This window comes from Saccharopolyspora kobensis (genome assembly GCF_900108315.1).
Taxonomy (GTDB): Bacteria; Actinomycetota; Actinomycetes; order Mycobacteriales; family Pseudonocardiaceae; genus Saccharopolyspora; species Saccharopolyspora kobensis.
Genome location: NZ_FNVB01000004.1, coordinates 395,027 through 408,204, shown reverse-complemented (window position 1 = coordinate 408,204; position 13,178 = coordinate 395,027). Strand labels below are relative to the sequence as shown.

12 protein-coding genes are annotated in these 13,178 nt (G+C 72.2%); 5 read left to right on the top strand and 7 right to left on the bottom strand.

Annotated elements, in window-relative coordinates:
• Positions 1-432 carry a division/cell wall cluster transcriptional repressor MraZ gene (mraZ, locus tag C4T78_RS14750; protein WP_093344926.1) on the bottom strand — a complete coding sequence of 144 codons (432 nt, stop codon included), beginning with the start codon at positions 430-432 and terminating at the stop codon, positions 1-3.
• A gap of 598 nt (positions 433-1,030) precedes the next feature.
• Here mraZ and C4T78_RS14745 point away from each other — a divergent pair.
• From C4T78_RS14745 to C4T78_RS14735, 3 genes are read left to right on the top strand one after another with little or no spacing between them, the layout of a single operon-like run.
• On the top strand, positions 1,031-2,041 hold the full coding sequence (locus tag C4T78_RS14745) for an AAA family ATPase (protein ID WP_235863109.1): 1,011 nt from the start codon (positions 1,031-1,033) through the stop codon (positions 2,039-2,041).
• Positions 2,042-2,043: 2 nt separating this feature from the next.
• Positions 2,044-3,291, top strand: coding sequence for a DUF58 domain-containing protein (locus C4T78_RS14740; protein WP_093344922.1), 1,248 nt, complete (start codon positions 2,044-2,046; stop codon positions 3,289-3,291).
• Positions 3,288-5,534, top strand: coding sequence for a transglutaminase TgpA family protein (locus tag C4T78_RS14735; protein ID WP_218161410.1), 2,247 nt, complete (start codon positions 3,288-3,290; stop codon positions 5,532-5,534). Before C4T78_RS14740 ends, C4T78_RS14735 begins: the two co-directional genes overlap by 4 nt.
• 255 nt (positions 5,535-5,789) lie before the next feature.
• Here the strand turns inward: C4T78_RS14735 and C4T78_RS14730 are convergent, their stop codons facing one another.
• Complete coding sequence (locus tag C4T78_RS14730; RefSeq protein ID WP_093344919.1) at positions 5,790-6,206, bottom strand: SCO2097 family morphological protein; 417 nt, start codon at positions 6,204-6,206, stop codon at positions 5,790-5,792.
• Positions 6,207-6,502: 296 nt separating this feature from the next.
• On the bottom strand, positions 6,503-7,228 hold the full coding sequence (locus C4T78_RS14725) for a class I SAM-dependent methyltransferase (RefSeq protein WP_093344916.1): 726 nt from the start codon (positions 7,226-7,228) through the stop codon (positions 6,503-6,505).
• Between the two features lie 226 nt (positions 7,229-7,454).
• Between C4T78_RS14725 and C4T78_RS14720 the strand changes: the two genes are divergently transcribed.
• Entirely contained in the window at positions 7,455-8,279 is an 825-nt protein-coding gene (locus C4T78_RS14720; RefSeq protein WP_093344913.1) for a ParA family protein, read from the top strand.
• A gap of 84 nt (positions 8,280-8,363) precedes the next feature.
• Complete coding sequence (locus C4T78_RS14715; RefSeq protein WP_093344910.1) at positions 8,364-8,999, top strand: LysE family translocator; 636 nt, start codon at positions 8,364-8,366, stop codon at positions 8,997-8,999.
• 125 nt (positions 9,000-9,124) lie between these two features.
• Here C4T78_RS14715 and C4T78_RS14710 read toward each other — a convergent pair whose 3' ends face one another.
• The 4 genes from C4T78_RS14710 to C4T78_RS14695 form a co-directional block, all read right to left on the bottom strand.
• Positions 9,125-10,402: a uracil-xanthine permease family protein gene (locus C4T78_RS14710; protein WP_093344907.1), complete on the bottom strand. Its 1,278-nt coding sequence runs from the start codon at positions 10,400-10,402 to the stop codon at positions 9,125-9,127.
• A 162-nt stretch (positions 10,403-10,564) separates the two neighbouring features.
• Positions 10,565-11,359 carry a phage shock envelope stress response protein PspM gene (gene pspM, locus C4T78_RS14705; RefSeq protein WP_235862944.1) on the bottom strand — a complete coding sequence of 265 codons (795 nt, stop codon included), beginning with the start codon at positions 11,357-11,359 and terminating at the stop codon, positions 10,565-10,567.
• A gap of 35 nt (positions 11,360-11,394) precedes the next feature.
• Entirely contained in the window at positions 11,395-12,225 is an 831-nt protein-coding gene (locus tag C4T78_RS14700; protein WP_093344900.1) for a PspA/IM30 family protein, read from the bottom strand.
• A gap of 322 nt (positions 12,226-12,547) precedes the next feature.
• On the bottom strand, positions 12,548-12,997 hold the full coding sequence (locus C4T78_RS14695; RefSeq protein ID WP_093146490.1) for a helix-turn-helix domain-containing protein: 450 nt from the start codon (positions 12,995-12,997) through the stop codon (positions 12,548-12,550).
• Positions 12,998-13,178 lie beyond the last annotated feature (181 nt).

The following is a 13,178-nucleotide window of genomic DNA, read 5'->3' as shown; positions in this document are numbered from 1 at the left end:
TCAGAAGACGCCCGGCAGCACCTCCTCGCGCGCTTGCGCATAGCCCTCCTCGTGCTCGTCGAGGTAGCTCTGCCACCTCTCCGCCTGCCAGATCTCCAGCCGGTTGATCGCGCCGATGACCACGCACTCCTTGGTCAGCCCGGCGTAGCGCCGCAGCTCGGTCGCGATCTTGATCCGGCCCTGCCCGTCCGGCTCCTGCTCGTCGGTCCCGGCGAACAGGTAGCGCTGGTAGGCGCGGACCGCTTCGTTGGTGAAGGGAGCCTCGGCGACCTTGCGCGCCATCTGCTCGAACTCGTCGCGCGGGAAGACGTAGAGGCAGTGGTCCTGTCCCTTGGTGACCATCAGCCCCCCTGCCAGTGCTTCCCGGAACTTCGCCGGCAGCGTCAAGCGCCCCTTGTCGTCGAGCTTGGGGTGATGGGTGCCGAGAAACATCCCGGTCCACCTCCCCCGACCCCGGACCGCTCGTCCTGCGACCCGGACCCCGCCGCCGCGGCACTGCGACCCCGACGAGGACCTTCCACCGGTCGTGCTCAGCGGTGGCCGGTGAAAAGCAGTAGGACCCCCGTTTGCCCCACCTTCCCCCACAGTACCCCACTTCACACCACCGTCAACACGAAACGCACCAGTCCATCCACCCCCTCCCGCCCCATTTGCGCAGGTAGTGCCCTGTGGTCCGGAAGTGGGGGGCGTCACCTGCCCGACCTTGATCAACCCCTTCGAGTGCGCGGTTATGCTCAGTGCGCGCCCAGCCCCGCCGCCGATCGCGGCCCGCCCGGTGGGGATGAGTGGGGCGACGGCGGATGGGAGCGGGGTGGCCCGCCGGGTTCCGCCGGTTTGGCACACTGCACGTGCACTCCGCCCCGGACCCAGGAACCGGGCGCGAGGTGTCCCGCAGGAGACATGGAGGCGCCTTGAGCGACACTCGCGCGCTTTCCGCTGCTGCGGGCGCCCCGCGAGTGGCAGCGGAAACCCGCTCGGGCGGACCCGGGCGCCGCGACGAGCAGGAGGTGGCGTGACGCCCAGAGCCGAGTTGTCCGGTGCCCCGACGACCGGTGCCTGCGACGCACCGGAGACGCCCGGGGTGGACCAGCTGCACGCGACCGTCCAGCGCATCGCCGCCAACGTCGAGCAGGTGCTGGTGGGCAAGCCCGAGGTGGTGCGGGTCGCGCTGGTCACCCTGCTGGCCGAAGGCCACCTGCTGGTGGAGGACGTGCCCGGGGTCGGCAAGACCTCGCTGGCCAAGGCGCTGGCCCGGTCCGTCGACTGCACGGTCAGCCGCGTCCAGTTCACCCCCGACCTGCTGCCCAGCGACATCACCGGGGTGTCGGTGTACAACCGGCGGACCGAGAGCTTCGAGTTCCGGCCCGGCCCGGTGTTCGCCAACATCGTGGTCGGCGACGAGATCAACCGCGCCTCGCCCAAGACGCAGTCCGCGCTGCTGGAGTGCATGGAGGAGAAGCAGGTCACCGTCGACGGCGAGACCTACCCGCTGAGCGCGCCGTTCATGGTCATCGCCACCCAGAACCCGATCGAGATGGAAGGCACCTACGCGCTGCCGGAAGCCCAGCGGGACCGCTTCACCGCCCGGGTGTCGATCGGCTACCCGGACCTCAAGGCGGAGCTGGCGATGGTCGACGAGCACGCCGGGCACGACCCGCTGGCCGACCTCCGGCCGGTCGCCGACGCCGCCGAGGTGCAGGGCCTGCTGCAGGCGGTGCGCCGGGTGCACGTCTCGCCCGAGATCCGCCGCTACGCGGTCGAACTGGTGACCGCCACCCGCCAGCTGACCGAGCTGCGGCTCGGCGCCTCGCCCCGGTCGACGCTGCAGCTGGTGCGCGCCGCTCGCGCGCAGGCCGCGCTGGCCGGACGCGAGTTCACCATCCCGGACGACGTGCAGGCGGTGGCGATCCCGGTGCTGGCCCACCGGCTGGTGCTGACCAGCGAGGCCCGCGCCGCCCGCCGCTCCACCACCGAGCTGGTGCGGCAGCTGCTGAGCCGGACCCCGGTGCCGCGCGGCGACACCGAACGCGAACGCGGGTAAGGGTGCTCTCCGGCCTGACCATCCGCGGGCGCTGCCTGTTGGCGGCGGGCGTGGCCGCCGGTGTCTGCGCGCTGGTCCTGGACGAGCGGGACCTACTGCGGGTCTCCGCGTTCGTGATCGCGCTGCCCCTGCTGGCCCTGCTGCTGACCAGCCGGACCCGGTTCGGCATCGCCGCCCGGCGCGAAGTCGTCCCGGTGCGGATCCCGGTCGGCGGCCGGGCGACCGTGCGGCTGCACCTCTCCGCCAGCGGCCGGCTGCCGATCGGCGGGCTGGCGCTGGAGGACAACACCCCCCACGCGCTCGGCGGCAGGCACCGGTTCCGGCTGGACGCGGTGCCCAGGCACGGCGGCACGATCCTGGAGTACCCGGTGTCGCCGGCGCTGCGCGGCATCCACCACATCGGGCCGCTGCGCACCCGCATCGACGATCCCTTCGGCCTGGCCGAGTTCGAGCGCGAGCTGGCCGATCGCAGCCGGCTCATCGCGGTGCCGCACGTCGTCCGGCTGACCGGGCTGCCCGCCGGGTCCGGCCTGGGCACCGGTGAGGACGGCGCGACGCGGCTGCGCGCCGGGCACGGCGAGGACGACGCGGTGGTGCGCCAGTACCGGCACGGCGACGACATCCGGCGCGTGCACTGGAAGTCCACCGCGCGGCGCGACGAACTGATGGTGCGCGTCGAGGAACGCCCCTGGCACGCGGGCGTCACGGTGCTGCTCGACCGGCGCTCGGCGGCGCACCGGGGAACCGGGGCGCGCAGCAGCCTGGAGTGGGCGGTGTCCGCGGTGGCCAGCTTCTGCCTGCACCTGCACCAGCACGGGCAGCAGGTGCAGCTGATCACCGAGGACTGCGCGCAGCTGGCGACCGGCGCGGAGACCTCCGGCGAGGGGCACGACGACGCGGTGCTGGACGCGCTGGCCGCGGTGCGCGCCTCGCCGCAGCGCGACCTGGTGTTCTCCCGCGACCCGGGCGCCGGGCAGGAGCTGATCGCGGTGCTCGGCGAGACCACGACCGCGGCGGTGGACGAGCTGACCAAGCTCCGGCCGCAGGGCACGCGGAGCCTGGCGGTGCTGCTCGACGTCCGCTCCTGGAACGGCGAGGGCGGCGGTTACGACCCGCAGCTGGCCGCGCGGCGGCTGCGGGCGGCGGGCTGGACCGCGGTGGTCACCCCCGGCCCGGCGACCGCGATCAACACCGTCTGGCAGCAGCTGTGCCGGGAGACCACCGCACCGGAATCGGAGGTGCTGCCGTGACCGAGCACCGGATGACCGCCGCCATCGACACCTCGCTGGTGACGACGGCGGCCGCCGCCTTCTCGGTGCTGTGCGCGTCGACGGCGTTCGCCGGCGTGCTGGCCGACAGCCGCTGGGTCTTCCCCGCGGTGCTCACGGTCCTCACCGTGGCGGCGATCGGGGTGCTCGGGCGCAAGCTGCGCTGGCCGCTGACCGCGACCGCCTTCGCGCAGCTGGCCGGGGTGCTGGTCGTGCTCACCGCGCAGTTCACCGAGCAGGCGGTGCTCGGGTTGCTGCCCGGCCCGGCCGCGATCGGCGAGCTCGGCGGGTTGCTGTCCGCTGCCGGTGAGCTGATCCGCACCGGGGTGCCCCCGGTCGCCGCCGAACCCGCGCTGCAGACCCTGGTCTGCCTGGGGCTGGGCGTGGTGTCGGTGATCATCGACGTCATCGTGGTGGGACTGCGCAGCCCGGCGGTCAGCGGGTTGCTGCTGCTGTGCGTCTTCGCCATCCCCGCATCGCTGTCCGAGACCATGCTGCCCTGGTGGACCTTCGTCGCGGGCGGGCTGGGCTTCGCCGTGCTGCTCGCCTCGGGCGGTCAGCACCGCCGGTGGCGCAGCCACGAGGACCGCGAGCAGCTGACGCGCGCGCTGTTCGGCCCCACGACCGCGTCGGTGGCCGGGGTCGCCGGGGTGATCGCGCTGCTCACCGGCGTGGTGTTCACCGGTGTCGGCACCGAGGGCCGGTTGCCCGGAGCGATGCCCGAGCAGCTCGGCGGCGGCACCGACGGGATCGGGCTGCAGCCGTTCACCTCGTTGCGCGGCCAGCTCAACCGGGACCGGGAGGTGGAGCTGTTCCGCGTCCGCGGCCTGCGGGAGCCGACGTACCTGCGCGCGTTGACGCTGCGCAAGTTCAACCCGGAGCGCGGCTGGGAGCTGGAGGGCCTGACCCAGGGCGTCGAGGCCAACGGCGAGCTCCCGCTGCCGGAGGGCACCGACATCGGCGAGGGCAGCGCCGAGCGGGTCGAGGTCCAGCCCGTCGGCTACCGGGATCCGTGGCTGCCGGTGTTCGGCGTGCCGCGCTTCCTGTCCGGGATGGGTGTGAACTGGCGCTACGACCCGGCCGCCGGGATCGTGTTCACCCAGACCAACCAGGAGAGCCGCGCCTACATCCAGCAGCTGATCGTGCCCGACCCGTCCCCTGACCAGCTGCGCGGGGCCGACGGGCCGCTGCGGATGGCGCCCGAGTACCTGGACGCCACCGGGATCCCGCCGCAGGTCACCGACCTGGCCCGCAGGCTGACCGCGAACGCTCCCACCGCGTTCGACAAGGCGGTGGCGATCAACCGCTACTTCACCGATCCGCGCAACGGCTTCCGCTACGACCTGCGCACCGCCCCGGCAGGTGGCGGTGACGCGCTCTCCGAGTTCCTGTTCCGCGGCAAGCGCGGGTTCTGCGAGCAGTACGCCTCGTCGATGGCCGCGCTGCTGCGCGCCGTCGGCGTCCCGTCGCGGGTTGCCGTCGGGTTCACCGCCGGATACCGCGACGGCGACGAGCGGGTGATCACCACGGAGGACGCGCACGCCTGGGTGGAGGCCTACTTCCCCGGCTGGGGCTGGCAGACCTTCGACCCGACGCCGCTGAGCGACGGCCGGACCGCGCTGCCGCAGTACCTGGACAGCGAGCTGCGACCGGAGCAGCAGCCGGTCCCGGCGCCCGGCCAGGAGCTGCCGAGCACGCCGCCGACGACGGATCCCGCACCGGGCGACGAGCGCCCGGAGGACGGCTCCGACGTCGCGCCCGCGGATCCGCGGGAAACCGAGCAGAGCAGCCCGTGGCCGGTCGTCCTCGGTGTGCTGGTGCTCGGGCTCGCGCTGCTCGCGGTGCCCGGCGTGGTGCGGGAAGTGCGGCGTCGGCAGCGCTTGCGCGCGGTCGCCGCGGGGTCGGCTGGGGCAGCCTGGCGAGAGGTGCTCGACGAGTTCCGGGACCGCGGCGCCCGGCCTGCCGCGACGGACACGGCGCGCCAAGTGGCCACCAGGCTGCTCGAACACCACGGCCTGGACGAGTCCGGCGCGAAGGCGATGCGAGCGCTGGTCACCGCGGTGGAGCGGGAGTGGTACGCCCCACCGGGAGGCCAACCGGACGGCTCGCTGCCGGAAACGCTGCACGAGGTGCTGAACAGCCTCCGCCGAGGTGCCCCGCTGGACCTCCGCTCACGGCTCTTCCCGCGCTCGGTCCTCCAGCAACTCCGCCCGGCCACCACCTGACGCCCCGGCCGGGCCCGCGCGGGACACCACTACGGCTCCGTTTCCGCTGCTCAAAACCCGTGAGCGTTTTGCGGGGCCATGGCACCCCAAAACACTCACGGCACACAACCAGCGGAAAAGAAGCCGCAAAAGCCACGAGAAACCCCGAAAACGCAAGACAACGCCCCTCCGCAACCACCACTGCGAATCGCGGAGAGGCGGGACCGTACAGCGATCGCCGCCAGGGGTGGCCTGGCGGCGATCATCGCTTCGGTCCTACTGCTCGAAACGCCTTCGGAAGCGCTCCTCCATGCGCTGGGCGAAGGAGCTGCGTCCGGTGCTGCGGTTCGAGCCCCGCTTGGGGCGCCCGCCACCGCCGTTCTCCGGCACCGACTCGATGTCGTCCCCGCCACCGCGCAACGCGGACAGGACGATCACTGCTCCGCCGAACATCACGAGGAAGCCGACCACGCTCAACACGGGGATGTCGGCCGGCCGCAGAGCCGGGATCACCGCACCGATTACCAGCAGGGCCAATCCGAGCGCGAAGACGGCGATGCCCTGCATCCTCCGGCGTCGGGATGGGCGCTGCAGTCGTCCTCCGCGCACGGTGGAGGCGAACTTGGGGTCCTCGGCGTAGAGCGCGCGCTCGATTTGTTCGAGCTGTCGCTGCTCGTGCTCGGAGAGTGGCATGACTCCTCCTCCGGCACAGGGGTCTCAGTGGCGCCGGAGACCGGGATGATCGACTCATCCGGACTTGGGGACCGGCGAACGCTTGGGGGCGTCACCACTGAGGATACGGTTCCCGCGACGCGAGTACTACCCGGTCCTGGTAGGTAGCTGTGCGAGGTTGCCGACATCATCCCCTCGGGGCAGCGATCACCGCGCGGCCGTTCCCCGCTCAGGACGCATCGCCCCAGCTCACCCGGCTGCCGGACCATTGCACCACCGGTCCGGCCGCACCGCCGGTCACGCCGCGTGGCCGGAGATCAAGCGCGCGCGACGGCGTGCAGGCGGGTCGCGATGTCGCGCAGCGGGGGCCGAACGGCCGCAACGCGCTCCAGTTCCGCCATCGCGTCGGCCGCCCGCGGGTTGTTGTCCAGCACCGAGCCGGGCACCAGATCGCTGAGCACCGCCTGTCCCTGGATCCGCTCGACGGTGAACCCGCCTGCGGTCAGCACCCGCTCCAGGCCTTCGGCGTCGAACCGCCGCTGGAGGGTGTCCGATGCCGGGTCGAGCCGGCCGTCGGCGTCCTGGATCAGCTGCAGGGCGTCGGAGACCCGGCCGGCCAGCGCGCGTCCGATGACCGCCGCGTAGCGGTTGGCGACCAGCACCGACAGCACGCCGCCGGGAGCCGTCGCGGCGGCCAGCGCGGCGACCGCGGCCTCGACGTCGTCGACGACCTCCAGCACGCCGTGCGCGAGCACCAGGTCCGCGCCGCCCTCCGGGGCCAGCGCAGCCAGCGCGTCGGTGTCGCCCTGCAGCGGGGTGATCCGGTCGGCCACCCCGGCGTCGACCGCGCGCCGCTGGAGCGTGGCCAGCGCGTTCGGGCTGGGATCCACGACCGTCACCGCGCAGCCCTCGGAGGCCAGCGGCACCGCCCACACCCCGCTGCCGCCACCGACGTCGAGCACGCGCGGCGGTTCTCCGCCACGTCGGCGCCGGACTTCGGCGAGTTCGGCTTCCAGCACCTGGTGGACGGCGTCGGATCTCATGGCAAGCAGCGTAATGGCCGGTCGCGGGCATCTCGCGGCGGCGTGGCGATCGCCTCAGCGCGCCGCGCGGCCGCCTCGGCGGATCGTGCGCGAAAACCCGGTCGCAGCATCCGCTCTGCCGCGATCGGAGCAGTGCCGGGAGTCCCGGAACACCAACTTCGGCCGCAGCGGAGACCAGTTTCAGGGACGAGTTCTGAGATGGTGCCGAGTTCCGTAGGCTACGTGCGTGCAGACCGTGGCAGTGCTGAGCCTCAAGGGCGGCGTGGGCAAGACGACCGTGGTGCTCGGTCTCGCCTCGGCCGCCATGCGTCGCGGCGTTCGGACGCTGGTCGTCGATCTCGATCCGCAGTGCAACGCGACCTCGTGCCTGGAACCGGAGGAGACCACCAAGGGGCTCAGCGACGTGCTCGCCGATCCTCGTCCGGAGGTGCTCCGGGAAGCCGTGAGCGGCAGCTCGTGGGGCGAGGAGGTCGACGTCCTGGTCGGGTCCGAGGACGCCGAGAGCCACAACGGCCACCACGACGAGGAGCACCTCGCCCGGCTGACCACCGCACTGTCCGAACTGGACGGTCTAATCGAGGACGGCGAGCTGCCCTACCAGCTGGTGCTGCTGGACTGCCCGCCCTCGCTCGGCAGGCTGACCCGCTCGGCGCTGGTCGCCGCCGATCGCGCGCTGCTGGTGACCGAACCCACGATCTTCGCGGTTTCCGGCGTGCAGCGGGCTTTCGAAGCCGTGCAGGCCGAGCGCAAGTCCACCAACCCGAAGCTGCAGCCGCTCGGCGTGATCGTGAACCGGGTGCGCCCGCGCTCGCACGAGCACCAGTTCCGCATCGACGAGCTGCGCGACATCTTCGGCCCGCTGGTGCTGCCCGTCGCGCTGCCGGACCGCTTGGCGGTGCAGCAGGCCCAGGGCGCGTGCATGCCGATCCACCAGTGGGGCACACCGGGTGCGCGCGAAGTGGCGCTCGCCTTCAACCTCGTGCTCGCCCGCACGCTCCGCGCAGGCCGCCAACGCCGACCGGACGAGGACGAGCTGGAAGAGGACGAGTGAGCGGGCCGAGCCCTGCTTGACCCCGAAACGCGAGCTCGACCGCAGAACGCAACCAACACCGTGCACCGCGGAGAGGCGGAACCCGTGAGCAGCGCAACTTTCACGGCCTTCGCGCTGGTCGCCCTGATCGGCGTGCTGACGCCCGGTCTGGACACCATGCTGATCCTCCGGCACTCGCTGCTGGGCGGGCGCTGGGCCGGGGTCGCGACGGCCTTCGGGATCAATCTCGGCTGCCTGATCTGGGGAACGGCCAGCATCGCCGGGCTGACCGCCCTGCTCACCGCGTCCCAGCTGGCCTACGACATCGTGCGCATCGCGGGCGCGGCCTACCTGCTGTGGCTGGGCGGCTCGGCGCTGTGGAAGTCGTTGCCGCGCAACCAGGTCGCGCAGCCGGAGGAGCTGCCATCGGCGTCGGCCGGGCTGACCAGCTGGGCCGCGCTGCGGTCCGGGATGGCCACGAACCTGCTCAACCCCAAGGTCGGCGTCTTCTACATCAGCCTGCTGCCGCAGTTCCTGCCCGCGGGGCCGGCGGCGTTCACCTGGGGTCCGCTGCTGGTGGCCACGCACATCTCGATCGGCCTGCTGTGGTCGACGGCGCTGGTGTGGATCGCCGGCCGCGCCCGAGCGCTGTTCCAGCGCCGCCGGGTCCGCGCCTGGCTGGACCGGATCACCGCGACGGTCCTGGTCGGCCTCGGCCTCAAGATGGCCGTCCAAGGCTGAGCCCCGGGTCGCCACCTCCCGAGCAGCCGCCGTGCCCGGTGCACAGTGGACCCAACTCGCCTTCGGGAGGCGATTTCAATGGAAATCAGACGCCTGATTTCCATTGAAATCGCGCGCACCAGGGCTCAGGCGCGCTGCGGCTTGTTGCGGACGTCGGCGATGTGGCGCAGCACCGGGTAGACCAGGACGATGCCCACCGAACCCCACACCATGCCGGTCACCCGGAGCTCACCGACGTGCAGCGTCAGGTCGCCGACCCCGGCGATCACCGCGGTGCCCAGCACCACCAGGTTCACCGGGTCGGCGAAGTCGGTCCGCCCGTCCAGCCAGATCCGCACGCCCACCATGGCCAGCATCCCGAACAGCACCAGCGTCGCGCCGCCGAGCACGCCCATCGGGATGGTGTTGATCAAGGCCGCCAGCTTCGGCGAGAACGAGAGCACGATGGCGGCGATCGCCGCGACCATGCAGGCCGCCGTGGAGTACACCCGCGTCGCGGCCATCACCCCGACGTTCGCCGCGTAGCTGCTCAGCGACGAGCCGCCCGCCGCACCGGACAGCGTGGTCGCCAGCCCGCCGCTGATCAGCGCGTCTCCCACGTGCGGGTCGAGGTCTCGGCCGCTCATCGCCGCCACCGCCTTGAGGTGCGCCACGTGCTCGGCGACCAGCACGATCACCAGCGGCAGCACGAACGGCATCACCGCGATGTGCACCTGCGGCGCGATGAGCTGCGGGAGGCCGATCCACGGCGCGTCGGCCAGCTCCGCGACGCGCTCCGGAACCAGGTGACCGGCCAGCGCCGCGTAGCACCACCCGACGAGCACGCCGATCAGCACCGCGGCCCGCGCCGCCATGCCGCGGCTGATCACGATCAGCAGCACGACCGTGCCCAGCGTCAGCGCGGCGGGCACCCGCTGCTGGTCGAAGGACGACACCGACTGCGGGGCGAGGCTCAGGCCGATCATCAGGACGATCGCGCCGGTCACCACGGGCGGCATCGCCGACTCCAGCAGCCGCACGCCCAGCGCCTTGACCGCGACGCCGACGCTGAACACCACGATGCCGACGACCACGATGCCGCCGAGCAGCGCGGCGGGGCTGGCGCCGGCTTCCTTCGCCGCGGCGTTCAGCGGGACCACGAAGGCCACCGAGGCGCCGAGGTAGCTGGGCACGCGGTTGCGCGTCAGCAGCAGGAAGAGCAGGGTTCCGAGGCCGGACAGCAGCAAGGTCGTGCCGACCGGGAATCCGGTGAGCAGCGGGACCAGGGTGGTGGTGCCGAACATCGCCAGCAGGTGCTGCACGCCGAAACCGATGGTCAGCGGCCAGCTCAGCCGCTCCTCGGAGGCCACCACCGCATCGCGCACCGGGCGTCGACCGTTGCCGTGCACGGTCCACAACGCCACGTCGCCTCCCCCGAGCCACCCGTTCAGGCGGGTTTCATGTCACGGCCTGTGATGATGAGGGAAGATTACTATTTCGCATCGCACAATCAAGACATGCACCAGCAGAACCATCGCTACCAGCAGTGATGGCGTGTCGCATCGGGCACTTCTCATCCCGAGCGGTTACCGGCGTCCCTCGGGGCCGAACAGCTCCCGCAACCCGTCCGCCAGTCCGGCCAACCGATCGGTCGCGTCCTGCAACAGGTGCTTCTGCTCGGAGGCTCCGCTGGCCGCGACCGCGCGTCCCGCAGCGGCCACCAGCGCGCCGTACCCGTCGACGCCCTCGTCCAGCTCCGCCCGGAGCCGCTCGACGTCCGAGCGCAACGCGGCCTTCTCCCCCGCGGGCGCGTGCGGGATCGCCGCTTCCACGGCGATGAGCCGCTCCGCGCCCCGCCGCAGCTCCGCGGCCGCGCTGTCCGCCGTCCCGCGCGCGTCCACCGCGGCGCTGCCCGCACCCGCGGCCGTCAGCTGCGCCAGCGCGCCGTGCAGGGTCTGCTCGGCATCGCGCAGCCGCTGCATCGGTTCCCGCGCCGCCGATCCGTACGCCGGGAGCGCTACCGGCTCCGGAGCGGCATCGGGCAGCGGGGTCCGCTTGAGCCGCCGGTACTTCATCCCGGCGCCGACAGCGGTGGCCCCGCCGAGCACAGCGAGGCCACCGAGGCCGAACGTCGTCACGTCCTGCAGGAAGAAGCCGGCCGAACCACCCCAGTCCCACAGCGCGGGCACGTACGCAGAGGTCGCCGCACCGGCACCGAGCACGCCCGCGGTCGCGGCGCTACCCGTCGCGGTCCGCCGAGCGCGGTTCCGCTGCCGGATCGCGCGCGCTCGCGGATCCCGCCACCTGGCGATCGTCCGGCGCACCGCAGCCATGCCGGGACCGCGCAGCTGCTCGATAGCGGCCTCTCCCAGCTGCGCCAACTCCTGTTTGCGGGACGACTTCACCCTGCGCTCGCTCAGGCCTGTCCGGCCTGCGGGTTCTGCTGCTGCGGGTTGGCAGCGGGCTCGGCCGGGCTCTGCGCACCACCGATCTGCTGCTGCTGACCGCCCGTGACCTGCTGCTGACCGGTGCCCATCGAGGCGCGCAGCTGCGCGAGGCGGCTGGCACCGGCGGCGTCGATGGACGCCTGCTCGACCTCCAGCATCCGGCCCTGCACGCTGTTCTGCGCCAGCTCCGCCTGCCCGAGGGCGGTGGTGTAGCGCTGCTCGATCTTGTCCCGAACCTCGTCCAGGGACGGCGTGTTGCCCGGCGCGGCGACCTCGGTCATCTGGCGCATCGAGGCGGAGACCTGCTCCTGCATCTTCGCCTGCTCCAGCTGGCTGAGCAGCTTGGTGCGCTCGGCGATCTTCTGCTGCAGCACCTGGGCGTTGCGCTCGACGGCCTTCTTGGCCTGCTCGGCGGCACCCAGCGACTGGTCGTGGAGGGTCTTGATGTCCTCGACGCCCTGCTCCGCGGTGACCAGCTGGCTGGCGAGCTGGGTGGCGGTCTCCTCGTACTTCTGCGCGCTCGCCTCGTCACCGTTGGCCCGCGCCTGGTCCGCCATCACCAGCGCCTGCCGCGCCGACGCCTGCAGCTTCTCGACCTCGCCGAGCTGGCGGTTGAGCTTCATCTCAAGCTGGCGCTGGTTGCCGATCACCGAGGCGGCCTGCTGGGAAAGCGCCTGATGCTGCCGCTGGGCTTCCTCGATGGCCTGCTGGATCTGCACCTTCGGGTCGGCGTGCTCGTCGACCTTCGACGAGAACGCCGCCATGAAGTACTTCCACGCCTTCACGAACGGATTGGCCATCTCCTCCGCCTGCCTTCTTCTGCTGCTGCTCGGCTGCCCCACCGCCGACACAACGCACCAGGCGTGTCGGCTGGTTCCATCGTGTCAGGTAGTCGGGTCCGCTTCCACCAAACACGGTAGATCTCCGGGATCGCCCGGAGTCACGCCTAAGATCGAACCAGCCCGCCCCCGGGGGCCGCGCACCGGGTACCGGAAAAACGGTCGTGAGTGCCGAAACGGGCGAAACCCGCTCCGGCACCCACGACCTGACATCTGCTCTTGTGCGCCCGGCGCGGCTCGGCACCTGCCGCCGCCACGCCGGACGAGCCTGGAGAACAGGCCTCTACGCTGCTACGACAACTCCGCCCGGCTTGCGCACCGGGGCGCTGATGCGCTGGCTGAGCACCGGCTGCAGGCGCTCCGCGCAAGCGCGCGCGTCCGCATCGGCCAGCTGCTGCTGGGCGAGCTCGGTCTCGGTCAGCTCGGTGCCGATCAGACTGGGCACCAAGCGGTCCCCGTCCATCTCGGCGGCCCGGTCGACGCCGGATGGCACCAGCATCGTCTCGTCCAGGTCACCGGCCACGGTCACCAGCAGCTCCGGCAACGGCAGGTCGAGGGCGTCGCAGATCGAGGCGAGCAGCTCGCTGGACGCCTCCTTGCGGCCCCGTTCCACCTCGGAGAGATATCCGAGGCTCACCCGGGCAGCGCGCGAAACGTCCCGCAAGGTCCGAGACTGTGCGGTCCGGGCGCGGCGCAGTCGGTCACCGACCGCCTCCCGCAACAATACGGTCATCGCGCGCCTCCCTTCCTTCGTCGCCTACCGCGTGCACCACGCGTGAACGCTCCCTACGTTACTCATCCCACGGCCCGAACGAGAACGATCGTGGACAAGTCCGCCGAGGGCGAACGCCCGGCGCCCGATCGAACCGGTCCGGCTGGACGCCGCGTTCCGCCTGCGCACGACATCCTCCCGG

What these genes read in the sequence shown, in the direction of transcription:
- C4T78_RS14725 (WP_093344916.1), bottom strand. Translation starts at nt 7,228, where the DNA reads ATGAGATCCGACGCCGTCCACCAGGTGCTGGAAGCCGAACTCGCCGAA.
- C4T78_RS14695 (WP_093146490.1), bottom strand. Translation starts at nt 12,997, where the DNA reads ATGACCGTATTGTTGCGGGAGGCGGTCGGTGACCGACTGCGCCGCGCC.
- mraZ (WP_093344926.1), bottom strand. Translation starts at nt 432, where the DNA reads ATGTTTCTCGGCACCCATCACCCCAAGCTCGACGACAAGGGGCGCTTG.
- C4T78_RS14700 (WP_093344900.1), bottom strand. Translation starts at nt 12,225, where the DNA reads ATGGCCAATCCGTTCGTGAAGGCGTGGAAGTACTTCATGGCGGCGTTC.
- C4T78_RS14730 (WP_093344919.1), bottom strand. Translation starts at nt 6,206, where the DNA reads ATGCCACTCTCCGAGCACGAGCAGCGACAGCTCGAACAAATCGAGCGC.